Source organism: Bradyrhizobium sp. Arg237L, assembly GCF_029990105.1.
Lineage (GTDB): Bacteria > Pseudomonadota > Alphaproteobacteria > Rhizobiales > Xanthobacteraceae > Bradyrhizobium.
Map to the genome: position 1 here is coordinate 192715 of NZ_JAQMIL010000001.1, position 13736 is coordinate 206450.

At 56.8% G+C, this 13736-nt stretch carries 11 protein-coding genes; 7 read left to right on the forward strand and 4 right to left on the reverse strand.

Going from position 1 to position 13736, the window contains the following annotated elements; genetic code table 11:
• The first annotated feature begins 65 nt into the window (after positions 1–65).
• The 3 genes from OZ411_RS00855 to OZ411_RS00865 all read left to right on the forward strand — a co-directional run bounded on the left by OZ411_RS00855 (position 66) and on the right by OZ411_RS00865 (position 3291).
• Positions 66–1205 carry a DegT/DnrJ/EryC1/StrS family aminotransferase gene (locus OZ411_RS00855; protein ID WP_282526388.1) on the forward strand — a complete coding sequence of 380 codons (1140 nt, stop codon included), beginning with the start codon at positions 66–68 and terminating at the stop codon, positions 1203–1205.
• 79 nt (positions 1206–1284) lie between these two features.
• A complete protein-coding gene (locus OZ411_RS00860; protein ID WP_282526389.1) occupies positions 1285–2346 on the forward strand; it encodes a glycosyltransferase in 1062 nt (353 codons plus the stop codon).
• Positions 2347–3291: a glycosyltransferase family 8 protein gene (locus tag OZ411_RS00865; protein WP_282526390.1), complete on the forward strand. Its 945-nt coding sequence runs from the start codon at positions 2347–2349 to the stop codon at positions 3289–3291. It abuts the gene before it with no gap.
• 130 nt (positions 3292–3421) lie between these two features.
• Here the strand turns inward: OZ411_RS00865 and OZ411_RS00870 are convergent, their stop codons facing one another.
• Positions 3422–4318: a class I SAM-dependent methyltransferase gene (locus tag OZ411_RS00870; protein WP_282526391.1), complete on the reverse strand. Its 897-nt coding sequence runs from the start codon at positions 4316–4318 to the stop codon at positions 3422–3424.
• Between the two features lie 427 nt (positions 4319–4745).
• Between OZ411_RS00870 and OZ411_RS00875 the strand changes: the two genes are divergently transcribed.
• The 4 genes from OZ411_RS00875 (at position 4746) to OZ411_RS00890 (ending at position 9373) form a co-directional block, all read left to right on the forward strand.
• Positions 4746–5753 (forward strand): glycosyltransferase family A protein, encoded by a 1008-nt coding sequence (locus OZ411_RS00875; protein WP_282526392.1) that lies wholly within the window; start codon positions 4746–4748, stop codon positions 5751–5753.
• Positions 5754–5871: 118 nt separating this feature from the next.
• Positions 5872–7221, forward strand: a complete 1350-nt coding sequence (locus OZ411_RS00880) for an O-antigen ligase family protein (RefSeq protein ID WP_282526393.1) — start codon at positions 5872–5874, stop codon at positions 7219–7221.
• A gap of 263 nt (positions 7222–7484) precedes the next feature.
• Entirely contained in the window at positions 7485–8651 is a 1167-nt protein-coding gene (locus OZ411_RS00885) for a glycosyltransferase family 4 protein (protein WP_282526394.1), read from the forward strand.
• Entirely contained in the window at positions 8648–9373 is a 726-nt protein-coding gene (locus tag OZ411_RS00890) for a polysaccharide deacetylase family protein (RefSeq protein ID WP_282526395.1), read from the forward strand. Before OZ411_RS00885 ends, OZ411_RS00890 begins: the two co-directional genes overlap by 4 nt.
• A gap of 61 nt (positions 9374–9434) precedes the next feature.
• Here OZ411_RS00890 and OZ411_RS00895 read toward each other — a convergent pair whose 3' ends face one another.
• The 3 genes from OZ411_RS00895 to OZ411_RS00905 all read right to left on the reverse strand — a co-directional run bounded on the left by OZ411_RS00895 (position 9435) and on the right by OZ411_RS00905 (position 13701).
• Positions 9435–10733, reverse strand: coding sequence for a glycosyltransferase family 4 protein (locus OZ411_RS00895; RefSeq protein ID WP_282526396.1), 1299 nt, complete (start codon positions 10731–10733; stop codon positions 9435–9437).
• A gap of 18 nt (positions 10734–10751) precedes the next feature.
• The gene (locus OZ411_RS00900) at positions 10752–12161 is read right to left on the reverse strand and encodes a nucleotide sugar dehydrogenase (RefSeq protein ID WP_282526397.1); all 1410 of its coding nucleotides are present in this window, start codon (positions 12159–12161) and stop codon (positions 10752–10754) included.
• 592 nt (positions 12162–12753) lie between these two features.
• The gene (locus tag OZ411_RS00905; RefSeq protein ID WP_130576720.1) at positions 12754–13701 is read right to left on the reverse strand and encodes a hypothetical protein; all 948 of its coding nucleotides are present in this window, start codon (positions 13699–13701) and stop codon (positions 12754–12756) included.
• Between the last annotated feature and the right edge of the window lie 35 nt (positions 13702–13736).

Below are 13736 nucleotides of genomic sequence, written 5' to 3' on the forward strand. Positions count from 1 at the left end.
GACTGGATCAGCTCCAGGTCTTACGAGACCGAGGGCTCAGTGCACAAGCAGGAGGCGCTAGCTTCATGATCCCGATTGCCATTCCGCTTCTTGACAAGGAGGAGGCCGACGCGGCTCGCGAGGCCGTGCTATCCGGCTGGGTTTCGCAGGGGCCGCAGGTTGCCGCGTTCGAGCGGGAATTCGCTGCTCTGGTTGGTGCGCCTCATGCGTGCGCGGTCTCGAATTGCACGACGGCATTGCACGTCGCCTTGACTGCGGCAAACATCGGGCCTGGCGACGAGGTGATCACCGCAAGTCATTCCTTCATCGCAACAGCCAACTGCATCAAATATTGTGGCGCGACTCCGGTGTTCGTGGATATCGACCCGGACAGTTACAACATAGATCCGGATCGGGTAGCCGAAGCGATCACGTCGCGCACGCGTGCGATCATCGCCGTTCATCAGATGGGCATGCCCTGCGATCTCGCGGCGCTCGCTGCGTTCGCCGATCGTCATGGCCTCATCCTGATCGAAGACGCGGCCTGTGCCGCCGGCAGCGAGGTCCGGGTGAACGGCCACTGGGAGCGGATCGGCAAGCCGCACGGCCGGATCGCGTGCTTTTCGTTCCATCCTCGCAAGGTCATCACGACCGGCGAGGGTGGAATGCTCACTACCGCGGACGCGGAGCTAGATCGAAAGTTCAGACTGCTGCGCCAGCACGGCATGAGTGTGCCGGACACAGTGCGCCATGGCTCCGCGCAAGTGATTTTCGAAGACTATCTGATGGTGGGCTTCAATTACCGCATGACCGATATCCAGGCCTCGGTTGGCCGCAAGCAACTTGAGCGGCTCTCCGAGCTTGTCGCGCGCCGTCGCTCGCTTGCCTCCCGCTACACGGAACTGCTCGGTAACATCGAGGGATTGATCTTGCCTTTCGAACCGCAGTGGGCTCGTTCAAACTGGCAGAGCTACTGCGTCAGACTGCCGGATCGCGTGGATCAGAAGGTGCTGATGCAGCGATTCCTTGATCAGGGAATTGCAACTCGACGCGGCATCATGTGTGCGCATCGCGAGCGACCCTACTCGAATGACAAGCGGCCTCACGACCTTCGGCAATCGGAGCTTGCGCAGGATCACTCGATCCTGCTGCCGCTCTACGCCCAGATGACTGAGGAGAATCAGGTGCTGATTGCGGAGACGTTGAAGAAAGAACTTCAAGTCTAAACAGATCGTGTCGATGTCGCGAGCCGGCAGTTGCGCTGGTGACGCCGATCATTTCGGTTGGGCTCAGGGAATCAGGCGCATGGCCAAAGTCGATATCGTTGTACCCTGTTACAATTATGGGCGGTTCCTTGAAGCCTGCGTGGGGAGCGTTCTCAGGCAGTCCGTCGCAGATCTTCGCGTGCTGATCATCGATGACGCTTCGTCCGATAATTCGCTCTCGGTGGCGAGAAAGTTGGCGCGAGACGACCCTCGAGTGACCGTGGTCGCGCACGAGCGGAACAAGGGGCATATCGGCACATACAATGAGGGAATTGCCTGGGCCTCCGCCGATTACTTCCTTCTGTTGTCTGCGGATGATCTGCTGGTCGCCGGCGCACTCGAACGCGCCGTCGAAATCATGGACAAAAATCCGGACGTTGTTCTCACGCATGGCGAATGCGTCAGTTGGAACGATGATTCGCCGATCCCGAATATCGAACCGACGCAAGACTACACGTGGGCTCGCCAGGATCTCCTGGAAGAGATGTGTGCGATTGCGACGAACTTTGTTTGGACGCCGACCGCTATTGCGCGAACGAGTACGCAAAAAGCAATCGGCGGCTATCGAGCATCGTTGCCGCACAGCGGCGATATGGAGATGTGGCTTCGTTTCGCGGCGAGCGGTTCGGTGGCGCGCATCGATGCGGTGCAGGCAATCTATCGAAGGCACTCAACTGCAATGTCTAACGCGTACTTTGCCGAGATAATATCCGACTATCGACAGTGTCAACTTGCGTTTGAGAGCTTCTTCGATGAATACGGGGATCGTCTCGGCACCTCGCGTGACTTGAAAGGCTTAGCTCGTCATGCATTGGCCGAGCGAATATTCCAGCGCGGGATCGCGCTGCTGCGACGGGGCCGCCTTAATGACGGCCTCCGCCTCATGCGCGAGGCGATGGCTATGGATCGCCGGCTGCGTTACTTGCCTCCGCTCTGGCGGTTGCTGAAGATTCCGGGCGAGGGCGGCCGTCAATGGGCTTTGTCAGTTATCAGAAGGACGCCGGGCAAGCTATTGGGGTGGGCATCGCAATCGCCGAAGAGTCAGCATCAACCCGAGGTCGATAGCAGTCATTTCTCCTCCGGGAACCATGTAGGTCATTAGATGGACTCAAAACGGATACGAGGTCCAATCGTCCTCGCTTGTGACAGGCGTTACGCCATGCCACTCGCGACGACCCTGCGGTCGATTGTGGAAACGGATAGAAGCGGCGAACCGCTCGAGTTTCATGTGCTTGCCGACGGGCTTTCCGAGCGTGTTCGAAGGAGGATATTGGACTCCCTTCCGCATGGTTCTGCGTCGATCCGATGGATCGAGGTGGACTTGGGAATGTTCCAGGAGTTCTCGACGATTAGTTACATTTCAAAAATCACCTACGCCCGATTCCTCATTCCGCGTATTTTCCCGGATACGGTCTCCAAGGTATTGTATCTGGACTGCGATCTTCTCGCTCTTGATGATCTGCAGGCGCTCTGGGCAACAGATCTGGAGGGAAGTGTTCTTGGCGCGGTTCTGGACGGTCTCGATTCTCAGCTGAAAAATCAAACCGTTCGCCTACCGGTACCTCGCGTGCGAGATTACTTTAACGCCGGTGTACTTCTGATAGACCTGCACCAATGGCGAAAGGCGCAAATCGTCGAAACAGCGTTAGAATATCTCAAGCGCTGTCCTGGATCGCCCTACTCGGATCAAGACGCATTGAATGTTGCGTGCGATGGCCTTTGGAAAAAGCTCGATTCCCGATGGAACTATCTAGCTTACAACGAGAAGCTCGACGTCTCTGAATTAGCAGGCGAGTACAAGCCCAACATAGTTCATTTCACGACCTGGAACAAACCTTGGAGAGCTGGCGTTCCAAACGCGAATGCCGCGTTGTACGACTCGTTTCGAAGCCGCACGCGGTTCCCCCGCAACTCCATGGACAGAATGGAAGCTACGCTGCGTATCGGTTGGTCCCACATAAAGGGCTTCCAGAAGGCGAGACAAGGCAAATCAACTCGCTCGGACGCTATGGTCGATCGTCAGGCTGATCAGAGTAGCTTCAAATAATCGAACAGTTTCTTCCTTTAATCATTCGACCGCGAGGTTGGCCGGTGGCAGTCACCCCCAAAGATCCGCCTCTGATCTGGGTGACATTTGAGGTCGGAGGGGCAGGGGTTTGCGATTCGGGCCATCCAGCCTAAGCAGCGGTCAACAGGAAAGCTGCCTGATCTCCCTGTTGTTCGATATTCAGCTTTGCCGCTCGCTTGGCAAACCCTCTCAACTCATGACGGCTAAACACATCCCTTGGCCCGGATGATGTGAGCGGCTTAGACTTCCGGTACATTTCGCTTCCCCAGAACTGAAACGCAGTAGAATCATCAATCGATTGTCTGACAGACAGGCCGCAGCGCTCCGCCAACGCGCTCATTCCCTTGCGAGAGGGAATCACAATGTGGCGTGGCGCATCCAGTTGCACCCAATTCGGGCCGTACTCCGTCCATGCTTGCGAGGACGAAGTTGGGATGCGAACCAGAATGCGGCCCCCGGGCGCAAGCAGCTTTCTTGCATCGCCAAGACTTTGGCCCGGATCAGGGACGTGCTCTAACGAGTGATTGAACATGATGAAATCAAACTCGCCCGACATGCTTTGAAGATCCGATTTGTGAATCGTCACGGCTCCTGATGTCGGCTTGGAAATGTAGGGGTCTACTCCAGTAAGGTTCTTGAACCCTGCGGCAGACATTCTATGAAGAAGTTTCCCGGACCCGCAGCCAACGTCCAGCACCCGAGAGCTAGGATCAATCTTAAAATCTCCGATGACCCCCACGATGGGATCGTACCTCACAAAGGACGCTACGGCCCCCAGTATGCTTTTGATGCCGAGTGCATGCGCATCCCTGATTGCGATGACCCGCGAATTTCGCGAAGGCTTGGCGAATGAATAATACCCGTCAGGGTAAAAGCGACCCTCATCTGCGACATCCGCCAGGCGCTGGATCGTCCCACAATCAATACATTCCTGGTATTCAAACCGCTCTCCTGTACCAAACATCATCTCGGTAAATACGTGGCGGCGATGTTCGCGGTCTGACAAGCAAGCTTTACAAATCATCTCAAGTACCTAGCCACTCCAGGGGTTCGAATCCGGCTCAGCCAGCATCGGAGAAGCCGTAACGGGTGTAGTGGTTGTCGCAATAATGGTCGCGGTGAAATTGACGAGTTCTCCAATGCCGCAGCCTTCGGCCTGGTCGCTCTGCCCAGCCCCGTTGATCGGAGCACGGGTCCTGTCACTTTGCAGCCTATTCATCTGAAGGTGCTCGCTCGCTCCACCTGTCGATCTCCCCGGGTCGTGGCCCGCACCATGACGTTCACCGGGGTGCCGATTAACGCTCCGGCTGAGGTTTGTTGCATTATAATAATATATTGGATAAAATCGGCGTTGTCCAAATTAAATAGTGGCTGGTTAATTTGGCTAATGTATTGAAGACAAAATACTGGACTTGACTGACCGGGAGCTTTTCATGACGTCCCAAGCACATCCGCCCAAAGTCGAAGGGGTGCCTGAAGGTCCCCTCGTCACGGTCGTGATGTCCGTTTACAACGCAGGGGAATATCTACGGCCGTCGCTGCTGAGCATAATCGATCAGACGTATAAAAATCTGGAGATCCTCGTTATCGACGATGGCAGCACGGACGGCTGCTTCGACTCAGTTCAAGACTTGCTAGTGGACGAGCGTGTCCGTGTGATCCACCAGGCAAATTCGACCAAGCCTGTGGCTGTCAATCGGGCGCTCGATCAGATTCGCGGCGAGTTTTACGCAATTCAAGACGCGGATGACATCAGTCATCCAGCGCGAATTGAAAGACAGGTTCGTGCGCTGCTCAACAAGCCGCGTTTGGCTGCCGTATTCTGCGGTAACGAGCTTATCATTAACGGGAAATTCATGGCGCCCGTGTTTGCGCCGCAAAGCGAGGACGACTGCCAGTCTGAGATTCGAGCCTTTCGAATGCCTGCCCTTGATCCGACAGGAATGTTTCGAATGTCATTGGTCGGGGACATGCGGTTCGAGCCCTCGTTGAAGGTTGCTGAGACCTACGACTATATATTGAGAATTGGGGAAATATATCCGATGACCGTGTTGGGCGAGTGCCTTTACGCGTATCGCATCCTTCCCAATTCACTCACCCGGCGTGCGCCAACGTGGCGCAGGCAGTTCGAGGCTGCGGCATTCAAGCGAGCGTGCGAGCGGCGAGGTGTACGGTTCGAGCCAGAATGCGAGGATAGCAGCCACAGCTCTCGTAACAGTTTGCTGGACAACAACATCGCCGCCCATTTTATGAGAAGCGTGTTGGATTTTCGTCGGTCAAACCGTCGCCTTTCGGCGTTGAGGACGGGTTGGCAATGTGCTTGTTTGCATCCCGCGGATCCGCACTACTACAAGGCGCTTGTTTACGCGCTGATTTCACCCACCGTAGCGAGGCGCCTGCGTCGTAACTTCCAGGCTATTCCTTTGGAGACGACGAAATGATGCGCGTCTTCGGACGGAACGGTCGCTTTACGCGGCGCCTCAATTTTGAGCGCTGCTTCTTTTTTGCGGAACGTCTTCGGCATTGGGGGTATTCACGTTGAACCGCAGAAGCTTAGAATTGGATTCGGGTTTTCAACTTGCCTATCTGCAGGATCGGCAGCTGAGTTCAGTCAGGCGTGCGGCAAGCGGCTCGCACTCGCGTACCGAGCTATATCTCAAAGTATTACTGGTCGCGATTTTTCTGCCCGAGGGCCTGTCTTTCTTCGTCGGTGATTTTCGCCTCTCGGTCGCTCGAGTTCTGATTTTTGTTTCCTCCATCGCGGCGATATCGCGACTCTCAAGCGCGCGAGCTGTAGTCTGCGTGCCATCAGATATTTTGGCCCCGGTTGCGGGCGTTTGGATGATGTTTGCCGCCACCATCACAGGTGGTCTTACGGGCCTTAAAGGGGCGGGAATAGACGCAATTGTATTCACTGGCGGATATCTGACGTTCCGGTATCTCACTCCTGGCGATAGTTCCGTGCGACTCGCACGCTTCTCCTGCATGCTGGCAGTTCTGATTGTCTGTATCGCGCTTCTCGACCCTTTGAATGATAAACTGTTCACCTATGAATTCATCAAAGGCATTACTGGTTATGTGAAATTCAGCTATGAAGGCGCATTAGCGACGAAGGCCGAGACCTTGTATAGGGAAGGGGTCATTCGCGCCATGGGGCCGCTGGAGCATTCGATATTATTCGGCGCTATTTGCGCTTGGTTTGGGACCGTGGCCTTGATTACGTTTAGGTCCCAGGTATTTGGCTGGGCTGTTGCAGGTATTGCGCTCATCGGTGTGTTGTTTTCGCAGGCGCGGAGTCCGTTGCTGGCTTATCTGATCGGATTTGCGCTCGCGATGTTCTATGTTGCAACCCCTCGCTTCACGGCTCGATGGAAGTTGGTCGGACTGTGTGTGACTGCCATAGTCGTTACTGTTTTCACTTTCTCTGGCAACCCTGTCGTAACGCTTGTACGCCTTTGCGGAGTAAGCCCGGAGGCGGCCTGGTACCGTCAAGCGATCTGGCAGGTTGGGGGGCGTGTCGTACTCGGTTCGCCGATCTTCGGAATTGGTGCGAACGGCGACTGGGATTGGCAATCCAACGGCGCGCTTTTGAGTGAGAGTGTGGATGCCTTTTGGCTTGCTAATGCAATGGCGTATGGAATTCCCGGAAGCATATTAGTTCTTTTGACGATTGTGGGCGCATGCTGGCTTGGTTCGATCGATAAATCGCGTCACCTTACTCCGGAAGAAGGACGGCTGTCGGTCGCGCTCGGAGTTGTCATAACAACCATCGTTTTTCTGGGGTTTATGGTGCACTTTTGGGGCATCTGTTTGATCCTTATCGCTGTCTTTGCTGGGATGCGAGCGAACCTCGCGGAAACCGCCATCCTGCGTGATAGAGCCGCACGAGCGGCGGAAACATGGGTGTGATCGATGACCGGAGATGTTTGACTGCGAGGTCATGGCGCCGTGCCAAGCGGAGGAGCCCGCGGAGCGGATCGTTATGTCGCCGGCAATCAAATTAAATAAATTAGATAATTATTGAAATGTCTGATAGTTAATATTTAATGCTCCGGAGATTCTAGTCGTTGAATCAGCGCGGAAGACGCGGAAGAGTGGAGCGCACCTTTTCGAAGAGTGCCATGATTGCTTTTGGCACAATCTGCCGGTTGCGCCGTGTGTAAGGGAATGAAATGAATCAGCGCCACCTTTCCGGCAGCCAGGCAGCGCGGCGGATCGCCTTCGCCACGATCGGCGACGCAAGCGAGGTCAGGTTCTGGTCCGGCACCCCGTTTCACATGTCGAGATCGCTCGCAAATGAAGGTCATGAGGTGGTCCATATCGGTCCCCTGAATGCACCGATCCTGCCTCTTTACAAGACGTATTCCAGACTTTGCCGCACCTTTCATAGGCCGGGCCTCTCCCCATTCCATGCGGGGCCTGTTGTTGCGCAGTATGCAGCGGACGCAGCACGCAAGATCCGCGCCGTGTCGCCCGATATCGTCTTCGCACCCGCCGGGTCCAACTTCGCCTGGAATGTGCCTGAGGGCGTTCCCCTCGTCTATGCATCCGACGCGACCTTTCGGCTTGTCGAGAACTATCATCCCAACTATCGGAGCTTGTCACCCACCGCTCGAGAAACTGCTGAACGCCTGGAACGCGACACAATCGCGCGCGCGGATCTGGTCCTCTACCCGTCGGAATGGGCCGCCGAATCTGCGATTAGGGACTACGGCGTTGACCGTGCGCGGGTCCATGTCATTCCTTGGGGAGCCAACCTCGAGGAAGCGCCGGATCGTGCCTCTGTGCTTGGCTGCCGCAAGCCGGGTCCGTGCCGGCTCCTCTTCATCGGTGCCAACTGGAAAGAGAAAGGCGCGGACATCGCGGTCGGAACTCTCGCTGAGCTAAGGGGCAGGGGCGTCGACGCGGAGCTCGTGATCTGCGGATGCACTCCGCCCAAGCCTGTCACCCAGGAGGGCCTGACGATCATTCCTTTCCTCAATAAGAACGATCGCGAGCAGCGCAACCGGCTGGATCAACTCTATCGCGACGCGGATTTCTTTCTGCTACCGACCCGGGCAGATTGCTACGGCATCGTGTTCTGCGAGGCGGCGGCCCACGGCGTACCGAGCATCGCGCCGGCAACGGGTGGCGTGCCCGGCGCTATCCGCGATGGGGAGACAGGCATCTTGCTGCCACCGGATGCGACGAAGGAGGACTATGCGACGGTCATCTCCGAGATCTTTGCGAACCCGGACCGGCTGGCACGCCTGAGACAATCGAGCCGCGACGCTTTCGAAGTTCGGCTGAACTGGCGGGCCTGGAGCCGGCGTGTCTCAGATCTGATACAAACTCTATGATTGTCCTGAACTATCACGAGCTGGTGGAAGCGTCGCCTTCGAATGCGTGGTGCCTGACGCATGAAACATTCGATGCACATCTCGCGCTTTGCAAGGACAGGCTGGTTTCGCCCCAGTGGTTTCTGGAGCATTGCCCCAATCCGAAAGCCAGTCGCACCGGTTCGGTCCTGCTAACCTTCGACGATGGATTTCTTTCGGACTATACGCATGTCTATGCGCGTTACGTGAAGACTGGTCGCATTCCGGGTTTCATGTCCTTTATCCCGGTGGATTTTGTGGGCTCGCCGGGACGTATGAGCTGGGAGATGATTGAGGAACTTGGCAGGAACGGCGTTGCGATCGGCTCACATGGCATGGCCCACGTCGATTTGACCACTGTCTCGGATGTCGAACTCAGTCGCGAGCTCACGGTATCGAAATCGATGCTGGAGGATCGGCTCGGGCAACAGGTTACTCTCTTCGCCTTCCCATACGGGCGCTTTTCCCGGCGCGTGTGGGACGCGGCTCTGAAGGCCGGCTACACGCACCTCTTTACGATCCAGCTTGGGTATCATCGAGGGTTCGAACCTTTTCTCTATTCCCGCCTTTGTCTGACGAACCGCATGGATGCGGACTACATGCGCCAGCACGTGCGCGATCCGGATGCGATGCGTGGCGTTGCCTGGAGGGTCAGCACAAGGCTGGGGCTCTATCGCCAACTGATGCGCTGGCGGCATCGATAAGTCGGTTAGTAGGATACTTTGATCGACGAGCCGTGCCAAAGCCGGCCAATGACAAAGACAATCAATTTGACTCGGTCAGGCTTGCCGGGAGGGGGGACGCGGAATCGTGGTTCTTTGGCGCCGGAGAGACCTTATTTGATTTGAAAAGAGCGTCGTACGCCGCAATCAATTTCGGCTCTTCATGCTCCCACGACAACTCGTCGCGCACACGCTTGCGTCCATACATGCCCATCTCGCGGCGACGATCTGGGTCGTCGATGAGTTCGAGGATCTTGTCACCAAAATCGGCCGTGTCGGGGTTGCGCGCATAGAGAGAAGCAGACTGGGCCGACACCCGTCCTTCGACTAGATCGAACTGCACGATTGGCTTGCCGAGCGCCATATACTCCATGATCTTGTTCATGGTCGACATGTCATTCATCGCGTTGGGACGATCCGGATTGACGCAGACGTCTGCGGTCGAAAGCACCTTGAACAGCGTCGTGTCGTCGACCCTGCCAGTGAAAGTGACAAATTCCGAAAGTCGCATCCGCGCACATGCGTCTTTGAGCTGCTCCAGGCTTGGCCCTGCGCCCATGATAACGAACTGGACGTCGGTACGTTGACATGTGGACGTAATGTGCCTGACCGCCTCTAGCAGAAGGTCAATGCCTTCCTGCTCCCCGATCACGCCGACATAGGCGACCAGATGTGACCGGCCATTGCGCCATGTGTCATCGGGGGCGAGCTCACGCACGCGCGCAAGATTTGGCCCTGAGCGGACGACAAACACGCGATCGGGTTCCATCTTGCCGCGCTGGACAGCGACATTGGCGTAAGACCGGTTGGTGGCGATGGAAATGTCAGCCAGGCCGAAAGTCAGGCGCTCGAGAAAGACAAGCGCCTTCCACATCAGCCCGCGATGTCCAAATTTTGCCTCGAACAGCTCGGGGTTCAGATCATGATGGTCGAATACGAACTTCTTGCCGAACAGGTACTTGTAAAAGGTCCCGACCAGGAAAATGAGATCTGGCGGATTGCAGGCGTGAATGACATCGAAGCCACGCCCCCAAAACACCTTGAGCGAATAGGCGAACTCCCACCATAGCGCGCTGCTGTATTCGGCAAGATAGCCGAGCTTGCCCTTGGCCTCGATTGGTAGCGGATGGCGGTAGACATCGATGCCGTCGATCGATTCGAACGGAGTTTCTGCGAACGGACCACGGGGACAGATCACGGAGACCTCGTAACCCGCCCTGTGCAATGATTGCGCCTCCGCCCAGACCCGGCGATCAAACGGAACGGGGAGATTTTCAACAATGATCAGAATTCTCCGCCGGCGTACGTTGCGCGTGGCCTCAACGACCGATGCCAGTGTCATGATCGCTGTCCCGGCGACTTACCAACAAATGCCGCGATAGTCGTCTGCGGTCTGCTTTTCAGGCGAAATGCGTACAAGATCGATGATTACTTTGTCGTGGCCGTTCAAGACCAATGAGTTCTTCAGAAACTCCTTACGGTTCCCCACGACGAGAACGTCGGCAAAGGCGGCGACGTCGCTCATTTTCTCCCGAAGCAGACAGGCAATGTGCGGCAGGCGACTCGTCAGGTGATCCCGGTTGACCCCCGTGAGCTGAGACAGGCGAACGTTCGAGTCATAGATCGCGAGCTCATAGCCGCGACCAATCAACCGTTCCGCAATCTCGAGCATCGGACTGTAGCGCAGATCGTCCGTGTCCGGCTTGAAGCTCAGCCCGACGAGCCCGATACGCCGTTTTCCGGTCGCAGCAACAAGTCGGAAAGCGCTGCGAATTTGGTTCTCGTTCGCCTGCAGCACGGCGTCGAGCAGGGGCGTGTCAACGTCGACATTTCGTCCTGCATAGCGCAAAGCGCTCACGTCTTTTGGCAAGCAGGACCCGCCAAATGCAAACCCTGGTTTGAGGTATGCCGGCGAGATATTTAGCTTCTTGTCGGCAACCAGGACGTTCATGACTTCGTGGCTGTCGACGCCCATCGCCTTGCAAAGCAATCCCATCTCGTTCGCGAAGCTGATTTTGGTCGCGTGCCAGGCATTGTTCGCATATTTGACCGCCTCGGCGGCACGAATTGACAGGACCAGAGGCGTTACCGCGAATCGCTCGTGAATTTCCATGAGCCGCCGAAGCGTAAGCGGATCATCGTCGACGCCAATTACAATGGTTCCAGGATCATCGTAGTCGGCTATAGCCGTTCCCTCCCGCAGAAACTCGGGCAGATAGGCGACTCCGAAATCTTGCCCCGCTTTCTTGCCAGACGACCGCTCCAGAATGGGTATGACTACGTTTTCCATCGTGCCCGGCAGCATCGTCGAGCGCATGACAACGGAATGGAAGTTTGTGGTCTTGCGGATACTTTCTCCAATTTCCTGCGCCACCCGCGTCAGGAATGATGTTTCCAGTGATCCGTTCTCCTGCGAGGGGGTTCCAACGCAGACCAATGAAATGTCCGTCGACGAGACGGCAGCCGAAGAATCGGTGGTTGCCTTGAGGCGGCCAGCGCTGACACCGGAGCCAATGCTTTCAGCGAGCTTTGGCTCTATGATTGGCGATAGTCCACGGTTCAGGACGTTGACCTTGTCCTGATTGACATCGACCGCCACGACGTCATGTCCGTCGCGTGCAAGACAGGCTGCCGATACTGTGCCGACATAGCCGATCCCGAAGACGCAAATCCTGTACTTGCTCGCGCTGTCTACGCGAACCTTTTCTTTCTTGTCCAGAATTGAGCTGTCCCATGCCGGGCGGGACGGACTGTGAACGAGCGCATCCATGTCTAATCTCTTGGCTTTTAATGGGACCAATTTAAATGCCAAAAAACTATATTTAAATATAATGGGAAATCAACCCAAATTTAATGTCGTATTAAATATTTAAAAGGGGGGCTTGGGCAAGTGGTAAACCCTGACCGGGGCGGGGTTTTTCGCGGCAGCTCCAATCCGATGGTTGTGCGTCGGCTTCATAGCCACACAACATTTGCTCTTGTCGGCAGGCGGCGTGGAGCAGGATTGTCGCTAGACAAAAGGCAGTAGATTTGGGTCGGGCCTCGCCCGCACCACTAGGTGGCCGCTATCGCGCCTCCGCTGTGCCGAGTCGGCGCGCGTGAACGCTTGTTTGGGCATCAGCGTCATCGAATTCGATGTCAACCGCAGCGATGCCGCTACGCGCTTGCTTCTAGGAAGCGCGGCGGCGCTCCGATGTGATAGCCTCGCCCCGGCATCCTTGTCTGCGCGGTCTAGGTGTGGGGCGCTCCTTACGTCTTGCCCATCTTGCTGATTGGTAGCGGGATTGTGGATCCCGACCGTCCGCGCCAAGCATTTAGTGCGTTTCGCGCCCGCAAACCGGCGAGAGGTCGATCCGTTCCCGTCACCGCGGTGGGTACGCAGCTGGCCGCGGGATGGGGTTTCCGAGGACGAGCCGATCGCCTTCCCAACTAGCCCAGCGCACGTTCTCCCACTGCGCGATGTTGACGCGGCGACCTTTGACCACGTCGAACAGGAATGCCCTGTAACGGAACGAACCACGCACGAAGTATACGTTCTTCAGGCTCACCGAAGAGCCGCCGTCTGCCGGGATACGAAGTCCGAAAGTGCCGCCCTCGAACAATACGTTCTCGAAGACGTGTGAGCCTCGCCAATCATCGGCCGACCAGTAACCCGCGGTCGTGGCTCCGGCCATCTTGAACGTCGAGTTCTTGACCGTGACCGTGCCCGTGGAACCTGGGGCATAGCACTGCAATCCATCCGCATGGTCATTCTCGACCCCCGTAGCCTCGATATAGACCCACGTCAGATTGATATTGCCGCTCTTGCAGCGAACGCCTTCTCGCGACTGAATACGAACCCGCGTGAGGCTACAGGAGCCAAGGCACGTGATCGTCGGGTCTCCTGAGTTCTCAATGATCGACAGGTCTGTTCGGGAGGAGTCCGGCGGCAAGGCGATATTGGTCTTGCCGCTCGTGACGTTGGCATAGACGGGGTCGTTGAAGCTCAGCGGGACGTCGGCAGAGCTCGGTACCGGATCAGGCGAGGGATGAGGCGTGGGGCCGGGCGTCGGGGCAGGAGCGGCCACCCCGCGCTCCTCTGCGGTCAGACGATAGCCGTCCGCGGGCATCTCGGAGAGAGGCTCCGGAGCTCCCAAGGCGCGCTTATTGCAAGCGTCCTCCGCCTTATCAGCCAGTGTGTGGCTCGAGAGTATCGCGCTCGACGAATCTCGGCACATCGACTGTGCAGCCTCAGCCCGCGTCGATGTGACAGTCGGTTGGGCAATAACTGCCCCGGCCGGCAATAACGCCAGCGTCATCAGGTACCGCATGGGACGCTCCTAAAGCGGAATTTCCGCCGAATCTC